This window comes from Thauera sp. 28 (genome assembly GCF_000310145.2).
GTDB lineage: Bacteria > Pseudomonadota > Gammaproteobacteria > Burkholderiales > Rhodocyclaceae > Thauera > Thauera mechernichensis.
Genome location: NZ_AMXA01000009.1, coordinates 84,415 through 101,564, shown reverse-complemented (window position 1 = coordinate 101,564; position 17,150 = coordinate 84,415). Strand labels below are relative to the sequence as shown.

Below are 17,150 nucleotides of genomic sequence, written 5' to 3'. Positions count from 1 at the left end.
AAATGTCGCTTGTGCCGTTGCTGTGACACAATCGCGAACATCGGGCGCGTCCCTTCGGACGGTGAGCCGGGCGCATTTTATGCGCCATTTCAGTCCCTTACGAGCGACGCACGATGCGAATTTGCAACAGCAGGTTTGTGCCGCGCTGCGGCCATGATTTTTAAGGATAAGCCCGGATTGAAGCCATTAGATTTCGACAAACATGCACTTCGGCAGGTCTTGCTCGTGGCCTGTGCAGTTGCCGGGGCAGCGCTCTGGCTGCGACACGGCGTGTTGGAGGCGGGGCTGTTGCCGCGCGACTGCACCAGTGGCGGTGAGCCGCTGTTGTGCCTGCTCAAGGACGCGCTGGTACAGGGCTTCATGCACCAGCGCGTCGGTTGGTTGAGCCTGGCGGCGGGGAGTGCGGCCTTCGTGCTGGGGTGCCGTCGCCTTGCCTGGCTGGGATGGGTCAGTGGCCTGTTGGGACTGGTGTTCTACAGTTATGATCCGGCTGCTGTTGGCACCCTGCTATCCCTGTTGGTGCTCGTGGCTGCGCAGCGCCAGCACCGGCACGGCGAGCGCAAGGCCGCATGACAGCCAGGCGATGGCCTGCGGGTTTGCGGGCTCGCTCAGCCAGCGTGCAATTACGCCAATAACGATGACGGCTGCGCAGGTGCGCTCTGCGATGGTGATGCGGCTGCGCCACCAGCCGATCACGCCGAATACCAGAGCAGGCGCAAGATAGAGCCAGGTGGGGAAGTCGCGATAGCGAGGATCCACCCACAGCAGCAGCGCTGCAACTGCCGCGGCGAACAGGAACAGGCCGCGCAGCAAGCCGACCGACGGCGCCTTGGAGCGCATGCGCTCGGCCCGCCACAAGCTGCGGGCGGCGCTCGCGGTATCGGGTATCGGCTCACCATGCCAGCGCGCCAGTACCAGCGGCAGCAGGCCTGCAAGTGCAGCGATGCCACCGAGCACACTCCATTCGAGCGCGTCGCGGTAGGCGAGATGAGCGTGCTCCCAGTGCAGTACCGAGATCACGCCGCCGACTGCGCCGCAGGCCGTCAGAGCGCTGACGCGAAGGCAGCGCGTCCTGCGTCCGGTGGCTGCGAGCAGGCAGGCGATCAGGCCTCCGAGCAGGGCACCGCCGATGGGGCCGAACAGGCTTTCGCGCTCGGCGACAGCGCCCGCAAGTGCGAACTTGGGGTGCAGGCTGCCCGCTTCGAGCAGGCCCCAATGGCCGCCGACCGTGCCTTCCAGACGGCGTTTCCAGGGTTGGTCGATGGCCTCGATGATGTTGTAGTCCCACCCCTCCTGCTGCGCCTGGTGTACGAACTCGCGGATATAGCGCGCCTGATTGACCAGGGATGGGCGGGATTGCTCTCTTTGGCGTCCCGCACTCGGCCAACCGGTCTCCCCGATCAGCACTGGCTTGGTGCCGAAATGGATGCCGACCTGGCGGCGAATGTCGGCCACGTGAGTGAGGGCGTGGTCGATATCGACCGGCTCATCCTCCCAGAACGGAAGAATGTGTACGGTGACGAAATCGACCTCCGCTGCGAGTTCATCGTGGCGAGTCCAGAATTCCCAGACGTCGGCGTACGTGACCGGTACCTGCGTGCGAGCCTTCGCGTCGCGGATCAAGGCCTGCATCTCGGCTGGTGTGCGCTCACGGCGCAGCAATACTTCGTTACCGACAATCAGCGCTCGCACGACGTCCGCATTGTCGTTTGCGAGCGTGATCGCGCGCTCGAGTTCCGCTGCGTTCGCGCTCACGTCGTAGCCGATCCAGGCGCCCAGCAGCACCTGCAGACCGAGTGGGCGGGCGAGTTCGGGTACGTGCTCGAGGCCTTGGCTGACCGAGTAGAGGCGCACGCAGCGGGTGATCTCTGCGAGGGCGGCAAGATCGGCTGCGATCTGCTCGCGCTCGATGCGGGTGTCGGGGTCGAGCGGAGTCTGTCCGGGACGGTGGTAGGGGGCGTAGGAGACACACTTGAGCTTCTCGCCAGCCCCGAGGTGCAGGTCGTGCATGGAAACCGGGCGCATCTGCGCGAGCAGGCCGGCAAACAACAGGATGAGCAGGGCGACGCTGGCGGCCAGCAGGGCCGACCAGAGCAGGTTACGGTGCGTGAGTGGGGTGAGCATGAGTCGGGTGAGTGAGCGAGTGGGGTCTTCTTTTTTGGCTTCATGATAGGCCACTTGCGCACCCGAGTTCGAGGCGGCGGACCCGCAGGGCAAAAAAAAGCCACGCTCGTGGGCGTGGCTTTGCTGCAGTCGAGTGCCTGGGGCATGGCCCCAGGATCGGGCTCAGTCCGCGTAGTCGCTCATCGGCACGCAGGCGCAGAACAGGTTGCGGTCGCCATAGACGTCATCGATGCGGTTGACGCTCGGCCAGAACTTGTTCTCCGCGACCCAGGCCAGGGGGAACACCGCCTGTTCGCGCGAGTACGGGCGGGGCCACTCGCCGATGAAGTCGGCCTGGGTGTGGGGGGCGTTCCTCAGCGGGTTGTCCTCGGCCGGCCAGACGCCGGCCTCGACCTGGCGGATCTCGTCGCGGATCGCGATCATCGCGGCTGCGAAGCGCTCGAGTTCATCGAGGCCTTCGGACTCGGTAGGCTCGACCATGATCGTACCCGGCACCGGGAAGGACATGGTCGGCGCGTGGAAGCCGTAGTCCATCAGGCGCTTGGCGATGTCGACCTCGGAGATGCCGGTCGCGGCCTTGATCGGCCGGATGTCGAGGATGCATTCATGCGCGACGCGGCCCTGGCTGCCGGTGTAGAGCACCGGGTAGTGGTCCTTGAGGCGCTCGGCGAGGTAGTTGGCGTTGAGGATCGCTACCTCGGTCGCGCGCTTGAGGCCCTCTCCGCCCATCATCGTGATGTACATCCACGAGATCGGCAGGATGCTGGCGGAGCCGAATGGCGCGGCCGAGACTGCGCCCTGGCCCAGGTTGGGACGGTCAGCGCCGCCCGTGGGCTGCACCACGTGGTCGGCCATGAAGGGCGCGAGGTGTGCGGCGAGGCCGATCGGCCCCATGCCCGGACCGCCGCCGCCGTGCGGGATGCAGAAGGTCTTGTGCAGGTTCATGTGCGACACGTCGGCACCGATCGTTGCCGGGGAGGTAAGGCCGACCTGGGCGTTGAGGTTGGCGCCGTCCATGTACACCTGGCCACCATGGGCATGGACGATGGCGCAGATCTCGCGGATCGATTCCTCGAACACGCCGTGCGTGGACGGGTAGGTGATCATCAGCGCTGCCAGCTGGGCAGCGTGCTTTTCGGCCTTGGCCTCGAGGTCGGCGACGTCCACGTTGCCGTTGTCGTCGCATTCGACCACCACCACCTGCATGCCGCACATCTGCGCGGTGGCCGGGTTGGTGCCGTGGGCAGACTTGGGAATCAGGCACACGTTGCGATGCGCCTCGCCGCGGCTGGCGTGATAGCGCGCGATCGCCACCAAGCCGGCGTACTCGCCCTGCGCGCCCGAGTTGGGCTGCATGCAGATCGCCGGGAAGCCGGTGACGGCACGCAGGTAGTCGGCCAAGCCCTCGATCATCTCGAGGTAGCCGGTAGCCTGTTCGCGGGGTGCGAACGGGTGCAGGTTGGCGAATGCCGGCCAGGTCACCGGGATCATCTCGCTGGTGGCGTTGAGCTTCATCGTGCACGAGCCGAGCGAGATCATCGAGTGATCGAGCGCAAGGTCGCGGTTCTGCAGCTTCTTGAGGTAGCGCAGCATCTCGTGCTCGGTGTGGTGCGTGTTGAATACCGGATGCGCCAGGATGGGGTCGGTGCGCAGCACCTCGGCGGGCAGGTTGCCGCCGCTCTGGGCGAGACGGGCGTCGAGCGCCGCGAGGTCGGCGTGGAGGCCGAAGCACTCGAGCACGCGGACGAGGTCGTCGCGGGTGGTTGTTTCATCCACGGCCAGCCCGAGAGTCGTGCCCGAAGCGACATGCAGGTTGTAGCCGGCATTTGCGGCTGCAGCGGCGATGGCCGGCGTGCGTGCGCCTGCATCGACCTGGATGGTGTCGAAGAAGGCGTCGGCATTGACGGTGAAGCCGCCCTCGCGCAGCGCTGCGGCGAGCAGTGCCGTCAGGCGATGGATGCGTGCTGCGATCGTGCGCAGGCCTTGCGGACCGTGATACACGGCATAGAAACCCGCCATGTTGGCGAGCAGGACCTGCGAGGTGCAGATGTTGGAGTTGGCCTTCTCGCGCCGGATGTGCTGCTCGCGCGTCTGCAGCGTCATGCGCAGCGCGGTCTTGCCGCGGGCGTCCTTCGAGACACCGATGATGCGGCCAGGCATCGAGCGCACGAAGGCTTCGCGGGTGGCGAAGAAGGCCGCGTGCGGGCCGCCGAAACCCATCGGTACGCCGAAGCGCTGCGCCGAGCCGAGTGCGATGTCTGCGCCCATTGCCCCCGGGCTCTTGAGCAGGACCAGCGCCATGAGGTCGCTGGCCACCGCGACGATTGTGCCCTTCGCCTTGAGTGCGGCGATCGGGGCCGACAGGTCGATCACCTCGCCGCGTGCGTTGGGGTACTGCAACAGGGCGCCAAAGGCGTCGTGTGCGGCGGCTTCTTGCGCCTTGCCGAACACCAGCTCGTAACCGAAGTAGTGCGCACGTGTGCGCACCACGTCGATGGTCTGCGGGAAGCAGGCTTCGTCGATGAAGAAGACGTTCGACTTGGACTTCGACACCCGGCGCGCCATGGTCATTGCTTCCGCGGCAGCTGTGGCCTCGTCGAGCAGGGACGCATTGGCAAGCTCCAGCCCGGTGAGATCGATCACCATCTGCTGGTAGTTGAGCAGTGCCTCCAGGCGGCCCTGGGCGATCTCGGCCTGGTAGGGTGTGTACGCGGTGTACCAGCCCGGGTTTTCCATCACGTTGCGCAGGATCACTGCCGGCGTGTGGGTGCCGTAGTAGCCCTGACCGATCAGGGACTTCCTGACCACGTTGTTGGCAGCGATGGTCTGGAGCCTGGCGAGCGCTTCATGCTCGGGGACTGCGGGCGCCAGCGGGAGCGCCTGCGCCAGGCGGATGCCGGCGGGGACGGTCTGCGCGATCAGCGCGTCGATGTCACGCACGCCGATCGTCGCGCACATGCGGGCGATCTGCTCGGTATCGGGGCCGATGTGGCGACCGATGAAGGCGTTGCGCTGCTCCAGTGCAGCGAGCGGGGCGGAAAGCAGGGTGTCGGTCATGGTCAGGCCTGGGCGATTTCCGCTTCGTAGCCGGCAGCATCCATCAGGGCGCCGACGTCGTCCGGGTTTGCGGGCTTGAGCTTGAACAGCCAGGCGCCGTAGGCGTCGGCGTTGACGCTCTCGGGGGCGTCGGCCACATCCTGGTTGTTGGCGATGACTTCGCCTGCCACGGGGGCGTAGATGTCGGAGGCGGCCTTGACGGACTCGATCACGGCACATGCTTCGCCTGCGCTCAGATTGCGGCCAGCTTCAGGCAGCTCGAGGAAGACCACGTCGCCGAGCGCCTCCTGGGCGTGGTCGGTGACGCCGATGGTCAGCGTGCCATCGGCCTCGGCACGGATCCATTCGTGGGACTTGGTGTACTTCAGTTCTGCGGGAACCTTGCTCATTCTCTTCTCCAGGTGTTGGGGGCGGTCATGCGATGACGCCCGGTCGGGTTGATTCTTCAGGCAGGTAAGGCTGGGGCCCACGTCGGCCTGACGCGGCGTCAGACAAGGATCTGTCCGTTGCGCACGAAGGGCAGCTTGACGGTGCGAGCTTTGAGGCGCTTGCCGCGCACTTCGACTTCGACCTCTTCGCCGGCTGCGGTTGCGAGCGGCATGCGAGCGAAGGCGACCGATTTCTCCAGCGTAGGCGAGAAGCTGCCGCTGGTGGTCTCGCCCTCGCCGGCAGCGGAGAAGACCTTCATGTGCGAGCGCAGCACACCCTTGTCCTCCAGTACAAGGCCGAGCAGTCGCTGGGTGCCGGGGTTTGCATCGAGTGCCGCGCGGCCGACGAAGTCGCGCTCCGGGTCCTTGAGGTCCACCGTCCATGACAGGCCGGCGTTCAGCGGCGATACGCCGTCGTCCATATCCTGGCCGTAGAGGTTCATGCCCGCCTCAAGGCGCAAGGTGTCGCGTGCGCCAAGGCCGCAGGGCTTGACCCCGGCCGCGAGCAGGGCATTCCACATTGCCTCGACGCGGCTCGCGGGGACGGCGATCTCCAGCCCGTCCTCGCCGGTGTAGCCGGTGCGGGCAATGAGCAGGTCGCCCGCCCTCACCCCGCTGAAGGGTGATGGTATGCCTCGCGAGGTTGATAGCTCGGGCAAGGCCGCTTGTGCGCGCTCGATCGCACGCGGCCCCTGAACTGCAATCATCGCCAGGTCACGACGCGCCTGCAGTGTGACATTGGCGGCAATGGTCGCGATGCGCTTGCGCATCCATGCAACGTCCTTGTCCGCCGTGCCGGCGTTCACGACGATGCGGTAGTCGGCATCGCTGAACCGATAGACGATCAGGTCGTCTATCACACCGCCTTGCTCGTTGAGCATGCAGCTGTACAAGGCCTTGCCAGCATCCTTGAGCTTGCTCACATCGTTGGCGAGGAGGTTGCGGAGAAAGGACGTGGCGTCCGGACCTGCGAGATCCAGGGCGAGCATGTGAGACACGTCGAACATACCGGCGTCGCGGCGAACGGCGTGATGTTCCTCTATCTGGGAGCCATAGTTGACCGGCATGTCCCAGCCGGCAAAATCGACCATACGTGCACCTGATGCGATATGGGCGGCGTGCAGTGGGGTCTGCTTGGCAGGTGTGTTCATTAGAGTGGGCTCCGCGTGGTGAACGAAAAAAGGGCGAACGCGGCCGTCAGCCAGGTTCGCCCCATCTGTCCCTTGTACCTGAGAGATTTCGTCCTGCGCGTATACATATATGTAAGTACGCGTCAGGGCGGGTGCCCCTTCGGTGGATACGCCTGCCGCGCCTGCGGCCGTATCGCTCTCCAGACTTGTGATTCGCACGCGGTCCGTTGTGCCTGAGCGGTTCCGGGGGGTTGCGCCTTCGGCGACTCCATACGGGAGTTCTCTCCCGCGTGACGCGCGGACGATAACATTGCTGGCCGCAGAACGGCAACCGCGCCTTTGCAGGGTCTCGCCGCCTCGATGTACATGGATGGGTGCGAGCCCGAGTCGCGGCGGCATGTGCTAGCCATATCAAGGAAGGAAAGGTGGCGATCAGGTGCTGTGCTCATGCATCCATTTAAAACCTTGATCGTTATTTTTCTTGACGGTATGGATTGGGTGTCTATAATGCGCACCTCTTCAGCGCTGCAGCGGTTTCTTCGGAAGTGCAGGCGGCGGTGGAGTTGGGAAGTGAGGTGGGTGTTTGGTGGATCTTTGTTCGGCGTAGCCGGGCGGCGGTAAAAAAAGATTCACGAAATGCTTGACAGTGAGTTTGAAGCTGATCATAATCTCGTTTCTCTGCTGCAGCGAATGCAGCGCTCTTTAAAAAATTGAACAACCGATAAGTGTGGGTGCTTGGTGGTTGTGGTCGAAAGCGACTTCGGTCGTTTTGGTTTCACAATGATTAGGTGCTCATGCTGATTAAAGTCAGTATTTTGAGTACTTTGCTGGATTGAACTTAAGAGTTTGATCCTGGCTCAGATTGAACGCTGGCGGCATGCTTTACACATGCAAGTCGAACGGCAGCGGGGGCTTCGGCCTGCCGGCGAGTGGCGAACGGGTGAGTAATGCATCGGAACGTGCCCATGTCGTGGGGGATAACGTATCGAAAGGTACGCTAATACCGCATACGTCCTGAGGGAGAAAGCGGGGGATCGCAAGACCTCGCGCGATTGGAGCGGCCGATGTCGGATTAGCTAGTAGGTGAGGTAAAGGCTCACCTAGGCGACGATCCGTAGCGGGTCTGAGAGGATGATCCGCCACACTGGGACTGAGACACGGCCCAGACTCCTACGGGAGGCAGCAGTGGGGAATTTTGGACAATGGGGGCAACCCTGATCCAGCCATGCCGCGTGAGTGAAGAAGGCCTTCGGGTTGTAAAGCTCTTTCGGCCGGGAAGAAATCGTGTTCTCTAACATAGGACATGGATGACGGTACCGGACTAAGAAGCACCGGCTAACTACGTGCCAGCAGCCGCGGTAATACGTAGGGTGCGAGCGTTAATCGGAATTACTGGGCGTAAAGCGTGCGCAGGCGGTTTTGTAAGACAGATGTGAAATCCCCGGGCTTAACCTGGGAACTGCGTTTGTGACTGCAAGGCTAGAGTACGGCAGAGGGGGGTGGAATTCCTGGTGTAGCAGTGAAATGCGTAGATATCAGGAGGAACACCGATGGCGAAGGCAGCCCCCTGGGCCTGTACTGACGCTCATGCACGAAAGCGTGGGGAGCAAACAGGATTAGATACCCTGGTAGTCCACGCCCTAAACGATGTCGACTAGTCGTTCGGAGCAGCAATGCACTGAGTGACGCAGCTAACGCGTGAAGTCGACCGCCTGGGGAGTACGGCCGCAAGGTTAAAACTCAAAGGAATTGACGGGGACCCGCACAAGCGGTGGATGATGTGGATTAATTCGATGCAACGCGAAAAACCTTACCTACCCTTGACATGTCTGGAACCTTGCTGAGAGGCGAGGGTGCCTTCGGGAGCCAGAACACAGGTGCTGCATGGCTGTCGTCAGCTCGTGTCGTGAGATGTTGGGTTAAGTCCCGCAACGAGCGCAACCCTTGTCACTAGTTGCCATCATTTAGTTGGGCACTCTAGTGAGACTGCCGGTGACAAACCGGAGGAAGGTGGGGATGACGTCAAGTCCTCATGGCCCTTATGGGTAGGGCTTCACACGTCATACAATGGTCGGTACAGAGGGTTGCCAAGCCGCGAGGTGGAGCCAATCCCTTAAAGCCGATCGTAGTCCGGATCGTAGTCTGCAACTCGACTACGTGAAGTCGGAATCGCTAGTAATCGCAGATCAGCATGCTGCGGTGAATACGTTCCCGGGTCTTGTACACACCGCCCGTCACACCATGGGAGTGGGTTTCACCAGAAGTAGGTAGCTTAACCTTCGGGAGGGCGCTTACCACGGTGAGATTCATGACTGGGGTGAAGTCGTAACAAGGTAGCCGTATCGGAAGGTGCGGCTGGATCACCTCCTTTCAAGAGAACAGATCACGGTCTGCCAAGTATCCACAGCTTATCGGTTGTTCAGGCGAAGAGCCTCGAAGCATATGAGAGGGTCTGTAGCTCAGCTGGTTAGAGCACCGTCTTGATAAGGCGGGGGTCGTTGGTTCGAACCCAACCAGACCCACCAAGTCTTTTTGGTTGCTCGACACGAGAGGGGGCTGTAGCTCAGCTGGGAGAGCGGCGGCTTTGCAAGCCGTAGGTCGTCGGTTCGATCCCGACCAGCTCCACCAGAACTCGTGCGGCATGAAAGCAGGTGCTGCAAGTAGGCGTTCGAGAAGTCAGACATGGTGATCGATGTCGTCATGTCTGACTTCTTGATCGATGGGCGACTCGGTTCGAGTCGGTTGTCGGTTGTTTGAGGTTCGCTCTTTAACAAAGTGGAAGAAGTGTAGTACGTACCGAGCCGGTGCGTACTGCAAGTTGTGTGATTGCATTGATCCGGTGCTGAGCTTGTCAGCGTAGTGCCGGATCGCACAAACGAGTTCGTTCCTGTACGAAGGGTCTTCGAGATCGCAAGATCGGAGAGGATCCAAGGTTATAGGATCAAGCGACTAAGTGCATGTGGTGGATGCCTTGGCGATCACAGGCGATGAAGGACGTGTAAGCCTGCGAAAAGCGTGGGGGAGCTGGCAATAGAGCTTTGATCCCACGATGTCCGAATGGGGAAACCCACCCCGCAAGGGGTATCCCAGACTGAATACATAGGTCTGAGGAGGCGAACGCGGCGAACTGAAACATCTAAGTAGCCGCAGGAACAGAAATCAACCGAGATTCCGCAAGTAGTGGCGAGCGAACGCGGAGCAGCCTGCACGACTAAACCATCAGCTTAGCAAAACGGTCTGGAAAGTCCGACGATACAGGGTGATAGTCCCGTATGCGAAAAGCCGGTGGCGGGTCTGAGCGTGCGACAAGTAGGGCGGGACACGAGAAATCCTGTCTGAAGATGGGGGGACCATCCTCCAAGGCTAAATACTCGTGATCGACCGATAGTGAACCAGTACCGTGAGGGAAAGGCGAAAAGAACCCCGGGAGGGGAGTGAAATAGATCCTGAAACCGCATGCATACAAACAGTGGGAGCCTCGTAAGGGGTGACTGCGTACCTTTTGTATAATGGGTCAGCGACTTACGTTCAGTGGCGAGCTTAACCGAATAGGGGAGGCGTAGCGAAAGCGAGTCTGATAAGGGCGACTTAGTCGCTGGGCGTAGACCCGAAACCGGATGATCTATCCATGGCCAGGATGAAGGTGCCGTAACAGGTACTGGAGGTCCGAACCCACTAACGTTGAAAAGTTAGGGGATGAGCTGTGGATAGGGGTGAAAGGCTAAACAAATCCGGAAATAGCTGGTTCTCCCCGAAAACTATTTAGGTAGTGCGTCGTACGGACACTTGCGGGGGTAGAGCACTGTAATCGTTGGGGGGGTCATTGCGATCTACCCCGCGATAGCAAACTCCGAATACCGCAAAGTGATATACGGCAGACAGACATCGGGTGCTAACGTCCGGTGTCAAGAGGGAAACAACCCAGACCGCCAGCTAAGGTCCCAAATGCATGGCTAAGTGGCAAACGAGGTGGGAAGGCATAGACAGCTAGGAGGTTGGCTTAGAAGCAGCCACCCTTTAAAGAAAGCGTAATAGCTCACTAGTCGAGTCGTCCTGCGCGGAAGATGTAACGGGGCTCAAGCCATGAACCGAAGCTGCGGATGTGTCTTTGACACGTGGTAGGGGAGCGTTCCGTAAGCCTGCGAAGGTGTCTCGTAAGGGATGCTGGAGGTATCGGAAGTGCGAATGCTGACATGAGTAGCGATAAAGGGTGTGAAAAGCACCCTCGCCGTAAGCCCAAGGTTTCCTGCGCAACGTTCATCGGCGCAGGGTGAGTCGGCCCCTAAGGCGAGGCAGAAATGCGTAGTCGATGGGAAACAGGTCAATATTCCTGTACCGCTCTTAGATGCGATGGGGGGACGGAGAAGGTTAGCTCAGCCATCTGTTGGAATAGGTGGTTTAAGCGTGTAGGCGTGCTGCGTAGGCAAATCCGCGTGGCTTAGCTAAGGCGTGATGACGAGGATCTTCGGATCCGAAGTGAGTGATACCCGGCTTCCAGGAAAAGCCTCTAAGCTTCAGTCTAAGAGTGACCGTACCGCAAACCGACACAGGTGGGCTGGTAGAGAATACCAAGGCGCTTGAGAGAACTCAGGAGAAGGAACTCGGCAAATTGATACCGTAACTTCGGGAGAAGGTATGCCCCTGGTACGTGAAGGCCCTCGCGGCCGGAGCGGAACGGGGTCGCAGAGAATCGGTGGCTGCGACTGTTTATTAAAAACACAGCACTCTGCAAACACGAAAGTGGACGTATAGGGTGTGACGCCTGCCCGGTGCCGGAAGGTTAAGTGATGGGGTGCAAGCTCTTGATCGAAGCCCCGGTAAACGGCGGCCGTAACTATAACGGTCCTAAGGTAGCGAAATTCCTTGTCGGGTAAGTTCCGACCTGCACGAATGGCGTAACGATGGCCACACTGTCTCCTCCTGAGACTCAGCGAAGTTGAAATGTTTGTGAAGATGCAATCTCCCCGCGGCTAGACGGAAAGACCCCATGAACCTTTACTGTAGCTTTGCATTGGACTTTGACGGGACTTGTGTAGGATAGGTGGGAGGCTATGAAACCGGGACGCCAGTTCCGGTGGAGCCAACCTTGAAATACCACCCTGGTGTCGTTGAGGTTCTAACCCAGGCCTGTGAATCCAGGTCGGGGACCGTGCATGGTGGGCAGTTTGACTGGGGCGGTCTCCTCCCAAAAGGTAACGGAGGAGTACGAAGGTCACCTAGGTACGGTCGGACATCGTACTGATAGTGCAATGGCAAAAGGTGGCTTGACTGCGAGTCCAACAAGACGAGCAGGTGCGAAAGCAGGTCATAGTGATCCGGTGGTTCTGTATGGAAGGGCCATCGCTCAACGGATAAAAGGTACTCTGGGGATAACAGGCTGATTCCGCCCAAGAGTTCACATCGACGGCGGAGTTTGGCACCTCGATGTCGGCTCATCACATCCTGGGGCTGTAGCCGGTCCCAAGGGTATGGCTGTTCGCCATTTAAAGTGGTACGTGAGCTGGGTTTAAAACGTCGTGAGACAGTTTGGTCCCTATCTGCCGTGGGCGCTGGAAGTTTGAGAGGGCCTGCTCCTAGTACGAGAGGACCGGAGTGGACGCACCCCTGGTGTACCGGTTGTGACGCCAGTCGCATCGCCGGGTAGCTATGTGCGGAAGAGATAACCGCTGAAAGCATCTAAGCGGGAAACTCGCCTCAAGATGAGACTTCCCCGGGGCCTCGAGCCCCCTGAAGGGTCGTTGAAGACCACAACGTTGATAGGCCGGGTGTGTAAGCGTGGCAACACGTTCAGCTAACCGGTACTAATTGCCCGTGTGGCTTGATCCTATAACCTTCAACACAAAACGAACTCGACTCTCTGGTGACAGCATCAACACACCAGACAATCACACAACACTTCTTCCTAACTTTGCTTCAGCTCAATACGCTGAAGAACAAGTCAAAGTCTGACGACCATAGCTGTGTGGAACCACCCCTTCCCTTCCCGAACAGGACCGTGAAACGCACATGCGCCGATGATAGTGAGGTCCGCCCTCGTGAAAGTAGGTCATCGTCAGACTAACCCACAAAACAAAGCCCTGCTCTCAAAAGAAAGCAGGGCTTTGTTACGTCAACGCGCCGAATAAACATAAACGCCACCCACAACGCGCTCGAAAACGCGGCAAGGCTGACGTTCGGTCGGGCGCGTAGTGGGGGATGAGTCAGTCGCGTGCCGGTACGAGCAGCTCGGCTTCGCCGTCGAGAACGACTGCCCCTCGCACAGTGCAAACCGTCGAGAAAACGGCGCGGCGTTTTTCGACTTTCAGCTCTTTGACCGTAACACGCGCAACGACCGTATCACCGACCTTGACCGGTGCCTTGAACTTGAGGTTCTGGGAAAGGTAGATGCAGCCGGGACCGGGCAGGCGGGTTCCGAAGACGGCGGAGATCAAGCCTGCGGAGAGCATGCCGTGCGCGATACGTCCGCCAAACATCGTGCTGGCAGCGAACTCTTCGTCCAGGTGTACTGGGTTGGTGTCACCCGAAACGCCAGCGAACAGCAGGATGTCCGCTTCGCTGACGGTGCGTGAGACTGCGGCGTTCATGCCAACGGTGAGGTCTTCGAATCGATATCCATAAACTTCAGCGAAATCGCGGGCCGTGCTGCTCATGCTTTTCTCCTGGGGTGGGTGAGGGGTCTAGCCTCGGAAAGCTACCGTCTCCACATGCTAAAATCAATGCTCGCGGGATGTGTCGATCTGCGGTTTTGCTTGAATCTGTTGTTTCGATTGATTTTTTAACTTCGACTCTTGGTCGATGAGCGTGATCGATTTAATAGGCGTGCATGGGTCGATCAGCTATCTTGGTGGCAACCTGGCAGACCGGAAGGTCTAGCCGACGAACACGACCACGGACGCAGAGGTTCTCCATGCTGAAGATCTTCAGCCATTACCTACCAACGCATACGCTGCATCAGGTCTTGTTCGATGCTGCGCTGTTGTTCATCGTGGTGCTGGGGGCTGTTGCCTTCCAGGCTGCGCCCGGTGCCCTTGACTGGGCGGCCTGGGTGCCTGCCGCGCTGGTGTTCGCGGCATCCATGATCGGTCTCAATGCCGCGATGGGCTTGTACCGGCCTGTGTATCAGCGTTGCCGCAGGCAGGCATTTGCGCGCGTGGCACTCTCCCTCGTCGTCAGTGTGCCGGTGGCGTACGTGACGTTTGGCCTGATGCCCTGGCCGGAGATCGCGCCGCACCCGATGCAGGTGAGCATCCTTGTCTTGTTGTGCTCGCTGCTGATGCTCAGGGTGGTGGTCAATCAGCGCCAGGCTGCAGGTTTCTTCGTGCCGCGTGTCCTGATCGTGGGGACCGGACGGGATGCCCTGGCTGTGTACAGGGATCTGACGCGGCCTTTGCAGCGCAGCGTGGATGTCGTGGGGTTCCTTCCTGTGGGTGGGCAGGAGCGTGTCGAGGTCGAGCCACGTCAGGTTTTGCCTCCGGGTAGCCTGCTTGACGTTGCTGGCAAGCTCCGTGTAGACGAGGTGATCGTCGCTGTGCGCGAGCGGCGAGGTGGAGTTCTATCCCTGCGCGAACTGCTCGATTGCAAGCTTGGTGGTATCCGGATCCTGGACCTGTCCACTTTCTTCGAGCGCTCGCTCGGTCAGATTCGGCTGGATTCGCTGCGTGCGAGTTGGCTGATCTACGGTGATGGCTTTCGTCAGGGGTGGGCGCGGACGTTCATCAAGCGGGTGTTCGACCTTGTGGTTGGTTCGCTTCTCCTGATTCTGGCCCTGCCAGTGATGATCATCACTGCGATATTGATCCTGCTTGAGGATGGTGCGCCAGTGTTCTATGGCCAGGAGCGCGTGGGGCTGGGCGGAAAGCCATTCCGTGTGATCAAGTTCCGTAGCATGCGCCGCGATGCGGAGCGTGATGGCAAGCCTCGTTGGGCGAGTTCGAACGATGATCGCGTGACCCGCGTGGGTCGGGTGATCCGCAAGCTTCGCATCGACGAGTTGCCGCAGCTCTTCAATGTGCTTGTCGGTGACATGAGTCTGGTGGGGCCGCGCCCCGAGCGTCCCTACTTCGTTGATCAGCTTACTCAGCAGATTCCGTTCTACGCGGTTCGGCATTGCGTCAAGCCGGGCGTGACCGGCTGGGCGCAGGTGCGCTATCAGTATGGTGCGTCCGTTGATGACTCGGCCGAAAAGCTGCAGTACGACCTGTACTACGTGAAGAATCACACGCTCATCCTCGACACCTTGGTGTTGTTCGAGACCGTGCGCGTCGTGCTGACGGGCGAGGGTGCGCACTGAGTGCAACCGTTCAGCGCCGGCCCGGGGCAGGTGAGGAGGCCTGATCTTGGGTGAGATCGCGACGTGGGGCTACGGAATTGCCGGTGCCGCCTATCTGCTTTTCGCGCTGTATATCTTCGTCGCTTGGCGGGGAGGGTTGCCTGGCGGTGTATTGCTCGCCGCGGTCGTGCTGTCCAGTGCTTGGGCGATCGCGTCGTCGTTCAATGTTGCCGGCGAGGGCGTGGCGGGCTTGCTCGCGGCTGCATTGCTCGACGTGCTGCGTGGTGGTGCCTGGTTTGCATTCCTGATCATTCTTTCCCTGCCATTGTGGGGGCGGCGTCTGCGCTGGCCGGCGCTGCTCGCGCTTGCCGTGCTGGTGGCCCAGTTCGCCGCGCTCGCGACCGAGGCTGTCGTCGATCGCGCAGCGTTGCCCGTACAGCCGGCCTTGGTGGCCTGGCTCGCGCACGCGGTTATTGGTCTGATGCTGGTCGAGCAGCTGTACCGGGGACTTCCGGCCAACTCGCGGTGGGGTATCAAGCCGCTTTGTCTGGCATTGGCGGCAGGGTACATCTTTTACCTTTATCTTTTCGCCGACGCGTTCCTGTTCTCGCGAATCGATTTCGACGTCTGGGCGGTTCGCGGTCTCGTACATGCCTTGCTCATTCCGCTGATCGTGCTTGCGGGTATCCGCAGTCCGTCGTGGACGCTCAGGATGTCCGTTTCGCGCGAGGTGGTCTTTCACTCGACAGCGCTGGCTGGAGCCGGGGTCTATCTGCTGGTCATCGCGGGGGCAGCGTACTACGTGCGCTACTTCGGCGGTGATTGGGGCCGGGCGCTGCAGATGACCCTGCTGTTCGCCGGCATGGTCCTGCTTGGCGCTCTGTTGTTCTCGGGCAGCTTGCGAGCACGCTTGCGCGTCCTGATCAGCAAGCACCTGTTCTCGTACCGCTACGACTACCGCAATGAGTGGCTGCGCTTCACCCAGGCGCTGTCATCGAGCGATTCGGGGCTCGATCTTGGACAATCGGTGGTCAAGGCGCTGTGTGACCTCGTCGAGAGTCCGGGAGGGGGGCTCTGGTTGCGCGACGCGTTTGGCAACTTTGCAATGCATTCGCGCCTCAATCAGCCCGCGTCCGACTGGGTCGAGGCGCAGGATTCCGTTTTTGTCCGCTTCCTGGATGAGCGCGAATGGGTCATCAACCTGGCGGAGTTCCGTGCGCGGCCGGGGCACTACGAGGGCCTGGTGCTGCCCTCTGGCTTGTCCGATCTTGGTGACGCGTGGCTGGTGATTCCCCTCAAGGCTTCGGACAAGCTCATCGGCTTTGTCGTGCTTGGCTCGCCGCGTACGCCGTTCGAGATCGACTGGGAGGTGCTGGACCTGCTGAAGACCGCACAGCGACAAGCTGCGGGCTATCTTGAGCGGATGCTCGCCGCCGAGGCGCTACTGGAGGCGCGCAAGTTCGATTCCTTCAATCGCATGTCGGCCTTTGTCGTGCACGATCTGAAGAACCTCGTTGCGCAGCTCTCGCTGATGTTGCGCAACGCCGAGCGGCATCGAGACAACCCGGAGTTCCAGCAGGACATGCTCGAAACCGTTGCCCATGTTGAGACGCGCATGCGCGGGCTGATGACACAACTCCAGGAGAAGCGCTCGATCGATCCCCCGCGGCCAGTCGAGCTTGTCACGCTCCTCGAGGCGGTCTGTCATTCGAGGCGGGCACTGCGGCCAGCGGTCGAACTGCGGCTCGAAGCGGCAGCGCCGCTCGAGGTCAATGCGCATCCGCAGCGGCTGGAGCGAATCATTGGGCATGTCGTGCAAAATGCACTGGATGCCACGGATGAGGATGGTAAGGTGGCCGTGACCGTAACCGAGGCCGGCGATGCGCTGCAGGTTGTGGTAGAGGACAGCGGTTGTGGCATGACCGCGGACTTTCTTCGCGAGCGATTGTCGCGACCCTTTCAGACGACCAAGACGAGCGGCATGGGGATCGGTGTGTTCGAGACACGCCAGTATCTCGGTGAGATTGGTGGTCAAGTCCGTTTCGAGAGCGAAGTGGGCAAGGGGACGCGTGTGACGATAACCCTGCCGCGCAATCAGCGCGGCCAGTGATCCCGGTATCGGGTGCAGGAGTAACGGAATCC

8 protein-coding genes, 2 tRNA genes, 3 rRNA genes and 2 riboswitches are annotated in these 17,150 nt (G+C 60.8%); of the genes, 8 read left to right on the top strand and 5 right to left on the bottom strand.

Annotated elements, in window-relative coordinates; translation table 11 throughout:
• The first annotated feature begins 177 nt into the window (after window positions 1-177).
• A complete protein-coding gene (locus C662_RS20030; protein WP_232433249.1) occupies window positions 178-573 on the top strand; it encodes a hypothetical protein in 396 nt (131 codons plus the stop codon).
• On the opposite strand, the gene C662_RS09015 is transcribed toward C662_RS20030, so the two are convergent.
• The 4 genes from C662_RS09015 to gcvT all read right to left on the bottom strand — a co-directional run bounded on the left by C662_RS09015 (window position 508) and on the right by gcvT (window position 6,760).
• Window positions 508-2,124, bottom strand: coding sequence for a glycoside hydrolase family 17 protein (locus tag C662_RS09015; protein WP_002927693.1), 1,617 nt, complete (start codon window positions 2,122-2,124; stop codon window positions 508-510). The two genes, C662_RS20030 and C662_RS09015, sit on opposite strands and share 66 nt — an antisense overlap.
• A 162-nt stretch (window positions 2,125-2,286) precedes the next feature.
• A complete protein-coding gene (gcvP, locus tag C662_RS09010) occupies window positions 2,287-5,181 on the bottom strand; it encodes an aminomethyl-transferring glycine dehydrogenase (protein WP_002927691.1) in 2,895 nt (964 codons plus the stop codon).
• Window positions 5,182-5,183: 2 nt separating this feature from the next.
• Window positions 5,184-5,570: a glycine cleavage system protein GcvH gene (gene gcvH / locus C662_RS09005; RefSeq protein WP_002927686.1), complete on the bottom strand. Its 387-nt coding sequence runs from the start codon at window positions 5,568-5,570 to the stop codon at window positions 5,184-5,186.
• Between the two features lie 98 nt (window positions 5,571-5,668).
• Window positions 5,669-6,760 carry a glycine cleavage system aminomethyltransferase GcvT gene (gcvT, locus tag C662_RS09000; protein WP_002927684.1) on the bottom strand — a complete coding sequence of 364 codons (1,092 nt, stop codon included), beginning with the start codon at window positions 6,758-6,760 and terminating at the stop codon, window positions 5,669-5,671.
• 55 nt (window positions 6,761-6,815) lie between these two features.
• A riboswitch (glycine riboswitch) is annotated at window positions 6,816-6,949 on the bottom strand.
• Window positions 6,950-7,038, bottom strand: a riboswitch (glycine riboswitch).
• 535 nt (window positions 7,039-7,573) lie between these two features.
• Between gcvT and C662_RS08995 the strand changes: the two genes are divergently transcribed.
• The 5 genes from C662_RS08995 (at window position 7,574) to rrf (ending at window position 12,797) form a co-directional block, all read left to right on the top strand.
• Window positions 7,574-9,110: ribosomal RNA gene (locus C662_RS08995) — 16S ribosomal RNA — on the top strand.
• 77 nt (window positions 9,111-9,187) lie between these two features.
• Window positions 9,188-9,264: transfer RNA gene (locus tag C662_RS08990), tRNA-Ile, on the top strand.
• Window positions 9,265-9,291: 27 nt separating this feature from the next.
• Window positions 9,292-9,367: transfer RNA gene (locus tag C662_RS08985), tRNA-Ala, on the top strand.
• 311 nt (window positions 9,368-9,678) lie between these two features.
• Window positions 9,679-12,565: ribosomal RNA gene (locus C662_RS08980) — 23S ribosomal RNA — on the top strand.
• A 118-nt stretch (window positions 12,566-12,683) separates the two neighbouring features.
• Window positions 12,684-12,797 (top strand): 5S ribosomal RNA (gene rrf, locus C662_RS08975).
• The 16S, 23S and 5S rRNA genes sit together here with 2 tRNA genes alongside, the layout of an rRNA operon.
• Window positions 12,798-12,939: 142 nt before the next feature.
• Here rrf and C662_RS08970 read toward each other — a convergent pair.
• Window positions 12,940-13,389: a MaoC family dehydratase gene (locus C662_RS08970; protein ID WP_002927682.1), complete on the bottom strand. Its 450-nt coding sequence runs from the start codon at window positions 13,387-13,389 to the stop codon at window positions 12,940-12,942.
• A gap of 257 nt (window positions 13,390-13,646) precedes the next feature.
• On the opposite strand from C662_RS08970, the gene C662_RS08965 reads away from it, so the two are divergent.
• The gene (locus C662_RS08965) at window positions 13,647-15,029 is read left to right on the top strand and encodes a TIGR03013 family XrtA/PEP-CTERM system glycosyltransferase (RefSeq protein WP_002927680.1); all 1,383 of its coding nucleotides are present in this window, start codon (window positions 13,647-13,649) and stop codon (window positions 15,027-15,029) included.
• A 46-nt stretch (window positions 15,030-15,075) separates the two neighbouring features.
• On the top strand, window positions 15,076-17,118 hold the full coding sequence (gene prsK, locus C662_RS08960; protein WP_002927677.1) for an XrtA/PEP-CTERM system histidine kinase PrsK: 2,043 nt from the start codon (window positions 15,076-15,078) through the stop codon (window positions 17,116-17,118).
• Window positions 17,119-17,150: the final 32 nt, after the last annotated feature.